At 61.5% G+C, this 10,762-nt stretch carries 11 protein-coding genes and 1 tRNA gene; 3 read left to right on the top strand and 9 right to left on the bottom strand.

The window, feature by feature from the left end; all coding sequences use genetic code 11:
- Positions 1–9: 9 nt before the first annotated feature.
- The 7 genes from SIN04_RS09625 to SIN04_RS09595 all read right to left on the bottom strand — a co-directional run bounded on the left by SIN04_RS09625 (position 10) and on the right by SIN04_RS09595 (position 7,133).
- A complete protein-coding gene (locus tag SIN04_RS09625) occupies positions 10–1,266 on the bottom strand; it encodes an efflux RND transporter periplasmic adaptor subunit (protein ID WP_244605752.1) in 1,257 nt (418 codons plus the stop codon).
- Positions 1,267–1,374: 108 nt separating this feature from the next.
- Positions 1,375–2,817: a transglycosylase SLT domain-containing protein gene (locus SIN04_RS09620; RefSeq protein WP_134488664.1), complete on the bottom strand. Its 1,443-nt coding sequence runs from the start codon at positions 2,815–2,817 to the stop codon at positions 1,375–1,377.
- A 351-nt stretch (positions 2,818–3,168) separates the two neighbouring features.
- The gene (locus SIN04_RS09615) at positions 3,169–3,948 is read right to left on the bottom strand and encodes a succinate dehydrogenase iron-sulfur subunit (protein WP_134488662.1); all 780 of its coding nucleotides are present in this window, start codon (positions 3,946–3,948) and stop codon (positions 3,169–3,171) included.
- Positions 3,949–4,017: 69 nt separating this feature from the next.
- Positions 4,018–5,856 (bottom strand): succinate dehydrogenase flavoprotein subunit, encoded by a 1,839-nt coding sequence (sdhA, locus tag SIN04_RS09610; protein WP_134488660.1) that lies wholly within the window; start codon positions 5,854–5,856, stop codon positions 4,018–4,020.
- Positions 5,857–5,936: 80 nt separating this feature from the next.
- Positions 5,937–6,326, bottom strand: coding sequence for a succinate dehydrogenase, hydrophobic membrane anchor protein (sdhD, locus tag SIN04_RS09605; RefSeq protein ID WP_134488658.1), 390 nt, complete (start codon positions 6,324–6,326; stop codon positions 5,937–5,939).
- A gap of 66 nt (positions 6,327–6,392) precedes the next feature.
- Positions 6,393–6,806 carry a succinate dehydrogenase, cytochrome b556 subunit gene (gene sdhC / locus SIN04_RS09600; RefSeq protein ID WP_134488656.1) on the bottom strand — a complete coding sequence of 138 codons (414 nt, stop codon included), beginning with the start codon at positions 6,804–6,806 and terminating at the stop codon, positions 6,393–6,395.
- A gap of 42 nt (positions 6,807–6,848) precedes the next feature.
- Positions 6,849–7,133: a hypothetical protein gene (locus SIN04_RS09595; protein WP_134488654.1), complete on the bottom strand. Its 285-nt coding sequence runs from the start codon at positions 7,131–7,133 to the stop codon at positions 6,849–6,851.
- Between SIN04_RS09595 and SIN04_RS09590 the strand changes: the two genes are divergently transcribed.
- Positions 7,132–8,100 carry an alpha/beta hydrolase family esterase gene (locus SIN04_RS09590; protein ID WP_134488652.1) on the top strand — a complete coding sequence of 323 codons (969 nt, stop codon included), beginning with the start codon at positions 7,132–7,134 and terminating at the stop codon, positions 8,098–8,100. The two genes, SIN04_RS09595 and SIN04_RS09590, sit on opposite strands and share 2 nt — an antisense overlap.
- Positions 8,101–8,138: 38 nt before the next feature.
- On the opposite strand, the gene SIN04_RS09585 is transcribed toward SIN04_RS09590, so the two are convergent.
- Positions 8,139–8,447, bottom strand: a complete 309-nt coding sequence (locus SIN04_RS09585) for a DUF167 family protein (RefSeq protein WP_134488650.1) — start codon at positions 8,445–8,447, stop codon at positions 8,139–8,141.
- Positions 8,448–8,488: 41 nt separating this feature from the next.
- Positions 8,489–8,779: a YggT family protein gene (locus SIN04_RS09580; RefSeq protein WP_134488648.1), complete on the bottom strand. Its 291-nt coding sequence runs from the start codon at positions 8,777–8,779 to the stop codon at positions 8,489–8,491.
- Positions 8,780–8,940: 161 nt separating this feature from the next.
- On the opposite strand from SIN04_RS09580, the gene SIN04_RS09575 reads away from it, so the two are divergent.
- Both SIN04_RS09575 and SIN04_RS09570 read left to right on the top strand, forming a co-directional pair.
- Positions 8,941–9,016, top strand: a tRNA-Ala gene (locus SIN04_RS09575).
- Between the two features lie 517 nt (positions 9,017–9,533).
- Positions 9,534–10,760 (top strand): efflux RND transporter periplasmic adaptor subunit, encoded by a 1,227-nt coding sequence (locus tag SIN04_RS09570; RefSeq protein ID WP_134488646.1) that lies wholly within the window; start codon positions 9,534–9,536, stop codon positions 10,758–10,760.
- Positions 10,761–10,762: the final 2 nt, after the last annotated feature.

Here is a 10,762-nt window from a genome sequence, read left to right as displayed (position 1 = left end):
ATCCGTCGCTTATTTCGAGGACTCCGGTTGCGGGCCGGGAGTCGCCGGCGAGGCTTGAACCGCCAATCCAGGATGAACGCGCTGCAATCCCTCGACAATGACGAGATCGCCGGCGTTCAGTCCGCTTTCGATGGCCGCTGTGGTCGGCGTCGATTGCCCGAGCTTGACGTTGCGCCGCTGCGCCTTGCCGTCGGCGTCGACGACGTAGACGAAATCGCTTTGTTGATCGGCCAGAATCGCCGCTCGCGGAACGGCGAGGTACTCGACCGGCTTGACGCCCTCAAGAAATACGCTGACGAACTCCGTATCCGTCAATTCGCGCAGCGTGCCGCCGGCGCTTGATTTGACCGGTAGCGGCGGATTGGGAATCACAGCGCGCACCAGTATCGTGTCGGTCGCCGTCTGCACCGTATTGTCGACGAAATCGAGTTTGCCCTGCTGATCGTAAATGCGCCCATCCGGCAGACCGAGCCGGATTACGATCGCATTGAAGCCGCCGATCGGAGCGTAATGTTGGCGCAGGGAGATCAGCGTGCGCACGGCGACGGGAAAAACCACATACATGGGATCCTGGCTGACGACGGTGACGAGAATGCCGCTGCTCGGCGTCACGACATTGCCTGGCGTCATCGCGGTCCGCCCGATCTTGCCGTCGATCGGCGAGCTTATGATTGTGTAATCGAGGTTGATTTTCGACTGTTTGACGTTCGCCTGCGCGCCCAGCAATTGCGCCGCGTAGCTGCGCTGCGTCGCCAGCGCGGTGTCGACCGTCGCTTGCGCGCCTGACTGCGTCTGCAACAGTTTTTGAGCGCGGTCGAGCTGGATGTTGGCGTTGTCGAGCTGCGCCTGGAATTGCTGCGCCACCGCGGTTTTCGCTTCGAGGTCCGCCTCAAAGGGCCCGCGCTCCAGACGGTAGAGCACGTCGCCTTTCTTGACTTCCGCGCCGTCAGTGAAATCGACATGTTCCAGAAAAGCGGTGACGCGCGCGACAATTTCCACTTTGTCGACGGCCTGGACTCTGCCCAGGAACTGGCTGGTCTGCGTGATCGGTTTCAGTTCTGCTCTGACGACGCCGACGCTCGGCAAGGAATTTGGCGTTTCGGCCTCAGCGGCGGGGGCCAGCGAGGCCGCGGCGAGAGCGATCGCAAGGCGGCCGACCCTTTGCGTCAGGGTTCGCCATTGCGGCGGCCTCGTTCCGCCATTCTTCGCCCGGATCGCGGCGACTGGCCAAAGCCGTGCCTTCAAAGGTAACGCTGATGGTGACACGACGGCGCTTCCAGTCGAATCGTCGAAAGGCTGAAGCCTAGGTTATTTTCGCCACGCCAGGAACCGGCAAACGCTTGCCGCCGCCGGAATGTTGCGACGCGCCGCCGTCTATCTCGCGCCTTCCGGTTCCTTTGCCGACTGCGTCTCAGCCTGGGCGTCGGCCGTTTTGGTCGCGGCGCCCGTGGTCAATTTAGCGTGACCTTTCGCTTTCGGCGCCGAGTGGTTTGCAACTTTCGATGGTTCCGGTGGCTGAGCCGATGGCTCGGACGAGGCGACCGCGATTGCCGTTTTCGCCGGCGGCTTGTGCGCGGTTTTTAGCGAGGCTGCTTTCGCCGCCGTTTTGTCGTGGCTCCTCGTCACTTGCGAGGACGGCGCGGGTTCAGTGGAATTTTTCGACGCTTCGCCAGCATTGGAGGGGGATTGCGCGTCGCTTTGCACAGGGCTTATCGCGGCCGCCGTCGATTTAGCGCGACCTTTCGCGTCTTTCGCTTTCGGCGCCGGGTGATTCGCAGCTTTCGATGGTTCCGGGGGCTGAGCCGATGGCTCGGCCGAGGCGACCGCGATCGCTGTTTTTGTCGCCGGTTTGTGCGCAATCTTTGGCGCGGCCGTTTTCGCGGCCGTCTTGTCGTAGGTCTTGGCCACGGAGGATGGCGCGGCAGGCGAAGCTAAATCTTGCGTCGCCTCCAAACGTTTTGGCGCGGAATCCACGGTCCCGGCTACGGCTGAGGCTGAGGCGATGGCCACGCCCTTATTTGCCGCTGGTTTATGTGCGACTTTAACAATCGCCTTGTCGTGGCGCTTTCCGGGAAGCGCGTTCGGCGGCGCTTCAAGCGACTCTTTCGTCGTCTCGGCGAGTGGGGGCGAAGGCGCGGCGCCGTCCTGCGCGAGACTCGCCACGGCAGGATCGCAAATCGGCGCGTTTGCCGGCGGGGGAGGGGAGACGGAAACTGCGGCGCTGGACGTTGAAGCCAGCTCCGTGGCCGGCCGGGAGACGGGCGCGGGCGTGCTCATCTGCGGCGCGGAAGAGGAGGGGGCGCCGCCCTGCAGGAACGCGAACAGGCCATTGACGGGATTCGGCGGCGCCGGCGGCGGCGCAGGCGGCGCTTCGGCAACGGCCGGCGGCGACTCCGCCGTGCGCAGCTCTGTGAGCAATTGCTTCCTCTTGGCGGCATAGTAATAGCCGCCGGCGAACAGCGCGACGGCGCGGTCCTCGTCGCCCTCCGCCACCCGATAGGCGTTGGAAAGATAGGGAATCGCATAAGTCATATTGATTTTCGGATCGAGCAGGCCTTGCGGCGCGCCTTTGTAGCCCATCGATCGCGCCGTGCCGTATTTGATCTGCATCAGGCCAAAGCAATGATTGTGAACCAGCCTCGGATTGTAGCGGCTTTCGCGCATGACGATGCGATGCACGAGACGTTCTGGAACGCCATGCTTCTCGGCCTGCTTTGCGATGAATTCGTCATAGCTCGCGGGATGCTCGGGCGTTTCGGCGAAGCCGAACGAGCAGGCGAGCGTTGCAATCGAAAGCCCAAGACAGATGCGTCGCATGGTTAACTTCCCCCAGCCATGGACCGTGCTGTCCGAGTGTGGCGGGAAAGTGGCGCAAAGCTTTAGATCCGCGCGGTTGCGACATATCCGCAACAGCCGATGTTATTTTACTCGGCTGCTCTTTTGGCTGTTACGACGCCGATGGATCCGCCGTCAGCGCTCCCCTTCGGGGTGGGGATCGCTTTCGATGCGCCGCAGGAAGCCCCGGCGCCTGGCGTCGTGCGCAACGCTATCGGCCGCTGTCGAAGGGCGAATCCGGGCGGCGGCAGACGTCGAGATCAGCGCTGACAGTCACACGTCTCGCGATGACCGTCGCGATAACCGTCGAAGGTCAAAATTAAGAACCACCGTTCAAAGCTGACGTTCGACCATCATGTTCTTGATCTGCGCGATCGCTTTGGCGGGGTTCAATCCCTTCGGACAGGTTTTCGCGCAATTCATGATCGTGTGGCAGCGATAGAGGCGGAAGGGATCTTCGACATTGTCGAGCCGCTCGCCGGTCGCCTCATCGCGCGAATCAATCAGCCAGCGATAGGCCTGCAACAGCACGGCGGGGCCAAGATAGCGGTCGCCGTTCCACCAATAGCTCGGGCAGGAGGTTGAGCAGCAGGCGCAAAGGATGCATTCATAGAGGCCGTCGAGTTTTGCGCGATCCTCCGGCGCCTGCCGCCATTCCTTTTCGGGCGTCGGCGATTTGGTCTGCAGCCACGGCTCGATCGAAGCGTGCTGGGCGTAGAAATTGGTGAGGTCCGGCACCAGATCCTTGACCACCGACATATGCGGCAGCGGATAGATCTTCACGGCGCCCTTGATGTCGTCGATCGCCTTGGTGCAGGCGAGCGTGTTGGCGCCGTCGATGTTCATGGCGCAGGAGCCGCAGATGCCCTCGCGGCAGGAGCGGCGGAAGGTCAAGGTCGGATCAACCTTGGACTTGATCCAGATCAGCGCGTCGAGCACCATCGGTCCGCAATCGTCGCGGTCGACGAAATAGCTGTCTATACGCGGGTTCTCGCCGTCGTCGGGACTCCAGCGATAGATCTTGAACTCGCTCACTTTTTTGGTGGACGCCGGCTTCGGCCAGCTTTTGCCGGCGATGGGACGCGAATTTTGCGGAAGAAGGAATTCGACCATAGTGGAGTTCCCGGAGTCAGATGAACGTGGTTCTCAAGAATCGGCGTTGGACGGAGCGTCCGGGCCGCATCAATAAACCCGCGCCTTCGGCTCGATATATTGCATCTCGTTGGTCATCGTGTAGCTGTGCACCGGGCGGTAATCTATCGTCACGCTATGGGCTGCGGGATCAATCGAGGCCAATGTGTGCTTCATCCAGTTGACGTCGTCGCGCTGGGTATAATCCTCGCGCGCATGGGCGCCGCGCGACTCGGTGCGGTTGACGGCGCCGTCCATTGTGACAACGGCCTGGATGATGAGATTGTCGAATTCCAGCGTTTCCACGAGATCCGAATTCCAGATCAGCGAGCGGTCGGTGACGCCGATCTGATCCTTGGCTTCCCAAACCTCATGGATGAGCTTCGAGCCTTCCTGGAGCGTCTCGCCGGTGCGATAGACGGCGCAATTGTTCTGCATCACCTTTTGCATCCGCAGCCGCAGTTCGGCGGTCGGAAGCGAGCCCTTCGCGTAACGGAAACCATCGAGGCGCGACAGCGCGCGATCGGCGGAATCGGGCGGCAATTCCGGCTGCTTCGCGCCCGCCGTCACGAGTTCGGCGGCGCGCATGCCGGCGGCGCGCCCGAACACGACAAGGTCGATCAGCGAATTGGAGCCAAGCCGGTTCGCGCCATGCACCGAGACGCAGGCGGCCTCGCCGAGCGCCATCAGACCGGGGACGACCACATCCGGATCGCCGTCCTTCTTGATGACGACTTCGCCATGATAATTGGTCGGAATGCCGCCCATATTGTAATGCACCGTCGGCAGCACGGGGATCGGCGCCTTGGTCAGATCGACGCCGGCGAAAATCTTGGCGCTCTCCGAAATGCCGGGGAGGCGTTCATGCAGGATTTTCGGGTCGAGATGATCAAGGTGGAGAAAGATATGGTCCTTGTTCTTGCCGACGCCGCGGCCTTCGCGGATTTCCATCGTCATGGCGCGAGAAACCATGTCGCGCGGCGCAAGATCCTTCACGGACGGGGCGTAGCGCTCCATGAAGCGCTCGCCCGAGGCGTTGGTCAGATAGCCGCCCTCGCCGCGCGCGCCTTCGGTGATGAGACAGCCCGCGCCATAAATGCCGGTCGGATGGAATTGCACGAACTCCATGTCCTGGAGCGGCAGTCCGGCGCGTAAAACCATGGCGTTGCCGTCGCCCGTGCAGGTATGCGCCGAGGTCGCCGAGAAATAGGCGCGGCCGTAGCCGCCGGTGGCTAGAATGACGAGCTGCGCGCGAAAGCGGTGGATTGTGCCGTCATCGAGTTTCAGGCAGACGACGCCGCGGCAGCGCCCGTCTTCCATGATGAGGTCGATGGCGAAATATTCGATGAAGAATTCGGTATTGTAGCGCAGCGCCTGTCCGTAGAGCGTATGCAGCATGGCGTGGCCGGTGCGGTCGGCCGCCGCGCAGGTGCGCTGGGCTGGCGGCCCCTTGCCAAAGTCGGTGGTCATGCCGCCGAACGGACGCTGATAGATGCGGCCGTCCTCGGTGCGCGAAAAGGGCACGCCCCAATGTTCGAGCTCATAAACCGCGGCGGGCGCGTTTCGGCAAAGATATTCGATCGAATCCTGATCGCCGAGCCAGTCCGACCCCTTGACGGTGTCGTACATGTGCCACTTCCAATTGTCGGGGCCCATGTTGGCGAGCGAGGCGGCGACGCCGCCTTGCGCGGCCACGGTGTGGGAGCGTGTCGGGAAGACCTTGCTGATGCAGGCGGTGCGCAGCCCTGCCTGGGAGCAGCCGACGGTCGCGCGCAATCCGGCTCCGCCGGCGCCGACCACGAGGACATCGAAGCTGTGATCCGTGATCGGATAAGCGGAACCAAGGCGCGCTGGCCCGGCGCTGCCGTTCGATGTGCTGTTGGAGGCCATTCTATCGCCTTTCGAAATATGTCTTTGACACGCAGGTCGTGGTTTTCACGCGCGATAAAGGAAAAGCGCGCCGGACTGGGTCAAGCCAGGCCGAGTTTCAAGACTGCGAAAATGGAAGCGAGCCCGACGGCCGCGCAAAACAGGGAATTGGCGACCAGCGCCCATTCTTTGCCGTGCGTCGAATGAATGTAGTCGTCGATGATTGACTGCATTCCGATCTTCATGTGGTAGACGCCGGCGAGAATAAAGAGAAGAAGAACGATGGCGGGAAAGGGCCGCCCGAGCTCGGCCTTCACCCCGGCGTAATCCTTGCCGACCAGGGACAAGAGGATCCAGACAAAGCCGAAGGTGAGCGGAATCAGCGCAATCGAGGTGACATGGATGCGCCAGGCGTTGGTCGTTCCAGCCCGCGCGGAGCCGAGGGAGCGCGTTTGAGCGGCGCCGCGACGGGGGGCTGGATCATGCGCCATGATGAATTCGTTCCTTCGATTGCGGTCCAAAACGCCGACGGCGCGTCTTAGGGGACCCGATAATTCCTAGAGCTGGGAGAATACGCAGATCCAGACGAGCAGCGTCAAAGCGACGCCGCCGATCAGCGTGCCCTTGGCGAGCCATTCGCGCTGCGGATGATCGAGTCCGTAGCCTGCGTCCCAGATGATGTGACGCACCCCGCCGAGGAGGTGATGAAACAGGGCCCAGCTAAATCCGAAGAGGATGAGCTTTCCGATGAAGGAATTAAAAACGGACGAGACCGAAGCGAAAGCCTCTGGACCGCTCGACGCGGCAATCAGAAACCACGCCAGCAGAAGCGTGCCCACGTAGAGCGCCACGCCGGTGATGCGATGTACGATCGACATCATCATCGTCAGTGTGGGGCGGTAAATCTGCAGATGCGGCGACAGCGGCCGGCGGCCCTCCGGCCGACCGGAATTGAACTCGACCTCTGTCATGAAGGTTAAATCCGATCTTCGTGAAATGCTCTGCGCTTTCCCTTAACGCAAAGCGAATTGGCGGGCAACCAATTGAGTGGATTTTCGGGGCCGGGCGATCTCCGGGATTGATGGATCGGATTTGCCAAAGGCTTTGCTTATTGCCAAAACGCCGCACGCAGTAGAAGAATGACAGCCGAATCCGGGAAATTGTCCGCACAAGAGGTTTGGGCCGAAAGCGCCGCTGCGCTCGACCGGCAAGGGCGCTGCCGGTCCGTTCTCGATGGCTGCGGCAAGCAGTCGAAACAGCGCTTCTGGGGTGACATTGTTGGCAAGGGCTAAAGACATGATCGTCCGGGGCGACGAACCCTTCCGTGACCACCGTGGCGGGCGCCGCCTGTCCACGCTCGCGGCGGCGCGCGCCGCGACGTGGTTGGCGCTGGCGCTTCTCACGATGCTCGCCGCGTCGCCACAGCCGGCGTCCGCCGCGTCCGGCCGGATTTCGATCGAATCCGGCGGCATGACGCGGACCGCGATCCTGATTCTGCATCACCGCCTGAAGCAGGCGCGCCGTCCTCTCGTCATCGTTTTGCGCAGTCGTGAGAAAGGTCCCCGTCTGCGGCGGGTCTTCGGCCTTGAAGAAATGGCCCGTTCCGCGGGCCCCGTGCTTGTGTACCCGGATCCCATCGGGGGCCATTGGAGCGAAACGCCCGGGCCCGAGGCGACGCGCGACGCAACATTCATTCGCGATCTCGTCGCGAAGATCGTCTCCGACGGAATTGTCGACCGGCGCAAGGTTTTTCTTGTCGGCATTTCGAATGGCGGCTTCACAACCTTCCGACTTGCCTGCGACAATGCGTCATTGTTCGCCGGCGTCGCGACCCTGATCACCGCCTTGCCCGCGTATCTCGCCCCGACGTGCAAGCCGTCGCGCCCGCTTCCTCTCCTGATGATCGTTGGCTCTGCTGATCCCGTGATCCCCTACGCGGGCGGCAAAGCGGCGTTGCCGGATGGGAAAATTGACGTCGTCTCAGCCGACGCGGCGCTCGCGATCTTTGGCAAGGCTGCGGGCTGCGGTGAAAGCCGTACGACGACGGCGATGCCGGATCGCGACACGCGCGACGGAACGCGCGCCTATCTCGACAAACTAAACGGCTGCAAGGTTCCGGTCGAGGTCTTGCGCGTCGAGGGCGGCGGTCATTCGGTTCCGGGCCACTGGGCCGGGATCGGATCGGACACCTCTCGGGGTCTGCACAACAATGACGTCGAAAGCGCCAGATTGATCTGGGATTTTTTCAGCCGGCTCGGCGGCTGATTTTCCGCCGAGGACGCGCCCCGGTTCGAGGGCGGCCGTCAGCCGGCCTCCGCGGAGCCGACGAGGGTGGTGAGAGCGGTCTTCAAAGCTTCGGCGTCGCCCGATAGAATTAATGTCTTCAGCCGCCCGCTCGCGCCGGATTCGAGCCGCACGGCGCCGGCCGGAATGCGCAGCGACTTGGCGACCAGCTTGAGCAGCGCCGCATTGGCCTCGCCATTCTGCGGGGCGGCGCGCACGCGCGCCTTCAGAACGGGCCTGCCATCAGAGAGGTGATCGACGCCGGCGATTTCGTCCCGGGCGCTTTTGGGCGTCAAGCGAACGATGACGGCGAGAGCGCCGCCGCGCATGCTCCAGGGAAGGGATCTCGAGTCAAAATTGTTCGGGTCGCTCAATAGACGTTCGGATAGATGTATTGAATAATGATACGCTGGATAAGAAAAATAATCAAAAACAGGACGATCGGAGAAATATCAAGCCCGCCAAAATTCGGCAAAACTTGCCGAATCGGCCGCAGAACCGGCTCCGTCAGCGCGTTGACCGCATTGACGATGGCGCGGACCACGTCATTGTAAGTATTGATGACGTTGAAGGCTATCAGCCACGATAGAATCACTGCTGCGATCACGACGTAAGTATAAAGGTCAAGAACCAGCAAAATCACATCGAGAAGAGCGCGCATGGGAACTCCGAAGCCTCAGCCTATCCCATTTCGTTTACGCGGCTTGCGTCAAACTGGCAAGGCTTCCGCCTGCGGCGCCAGCTTCTTATGAGGATAATAAGCGCAACCGCGCGCAACCCGCTTGCGCGCTCCCGCGCAGTCGCGTAAACAGCCGCTGGATGGGGGCTGTAGCTCAGATGGGAGAGCGCTGCAATCGCACTGCAGAGGTCAGGGGTTCGATTCCCCTCAGCTCCACCAATAAAACCAATAACTTGGAACCCGCCGCAGAAGTGCTGAAAACAATCGGGGAAGCGCAGGGAAGCAAGCGGAGGCGTTTCGCACCGAATCGCTAGCGGGCTTGCCCGGCCCGATCCCGGCTTTGGCGGCGGTGCGCCCCGCCGGCGCTCTGCCGTCCACGCTTGCCCAAAGCTCGCGAGGCGAAGGCGCCCCAGCCTTGATGCGCCGCCTTCAAATAAGGGCACGCCGCCATTCGGCTCGGACATGGGGTCACATAATGCATGACATGGAGCGGCCTCGCGCGTGTTTTATTGGCCGTCACCCGGGTCATTATATCGAGAAAACGCCGCCTGCTGCTCGCGCTTCCATCGACTGCGCTTTTCAAGCGCGCTTTGTCGAATGGCGGCGCTGGTTCGCGAGTGGAATATCAAACTTAGTGGATGAAGCGTCGTTCCCGACAGGCTGGCGGTTGAGGCAGATCAATGGGCTAGGTAGTTAACACGGCATAATGTGAGATGCCCGTTTGAGCCTGAGATCGATGACCGAAGAGGCCGAAGTGAAACCCCTCGTGCGGCAATCACCGCCGCTGAGCGACAAAGGGCTGGTGCGAAAGCAACGCCTGGGGCGCGGCGGTTGGATCGCTCTCTCTCTGGCCGTTCTTCTTGTCGCGGCCATCGGCGCGGTGTGGTGGTACAATTCAGGCACGGAAAAAATACATTACACGACACTGCCCGTCACGCGCGGAAATATCACCCGCGCTGTGACTGCGACGGGCACCGTCAATCCGGTGCTCACGATCATCGTCGGCAGCTATGTGTCGGGGATCATCCAGGAGCTCTTCTGCGATTACAATACGCTCGTAAAAGCCGGCCAGATCTGCGCGAAGATCGACCCTCGTCCTTATAAGGCCGTTCTCGATCAATATTCAGGCCAGCTCGCACGCGACCAAGCCGTGCTCGACAAGGACCGGCTCAACCTTATGCGTTATCAGGGCCTCGTGAAGCAAAACTCGATGGCCCGCCAGCAGGCCGAGGATCAGCTTTATGTCGTCCGTCAGGGCGAAGGGACCGTTAAGCTCGACGGGGGCCTGGCCGCAGGCGCGGCGCTCAACCTCGCCTATACGGATATTGTTTCGCCGGTGGAAGGCATCGTCGTATCCCGCAACGTGACTCAGGGGCAGACAGTCGCATCCAGCTTTCAAACGCCGACGCTCTTTTTGATCGCGACCGACCTGACGAAAATGCAGGTCGATACAAATACCAGTGAAAGCGATATCGGTAGTATCAAGGAAGGAAATTCGGCAACATTCACGGTCGATGCCTATCCCGGGCAGATTTTCAATGGGAAAGTTTCCCAGGTCCGCCAGTCGCCGCAGACGGTGCAGAATGTCGTCACCTTCGACGCGGTTGTCAGCGTTGACAACAAGGATTTAACGCTGAGGCCGGGGATGACCGCATCAACGCGGATCATCAGCGATCAAAGGGAAGATGTCATCCGCGTGCCCAACCAGGCCTTAAGGTTTGTTCCGGGAGGCCCGTCTGGCACAACGCCACCTCCGAGCGCGAAAACGTCAGGCATTGAGTCGACCCATCTTTGGCTCTTGCGCGACGGCATACCCACGCAAATCGATATCGTGCCGGGGCTCGACGACGATAATTTCACCGAGATTACAAAAGGCGATCTCAAACCAGGCGACGCCGTCATCGTCGGTGAAGAGCACAGCTCAAGCTCGCGGTCGCAGAGACTGCCTCTGCCGCGGTTTTAATT

The sequence above is a fragment of the Methylocella tundrae genome (assembly GCF_038024855.1).
Classification (GTDB): domain Bacteria; phylum Pseudomonadota; class Alphaproteobacteria; order Rhizobiales; family Beijerinckiaceae; genus Methylocapsa; species Methylocapsa tundrae.
The sequence above is the reverse complement of the archived record's forward strand: the minus strand, read 5'-3'. Positions and strand labels throughout refer to the sequence as shown.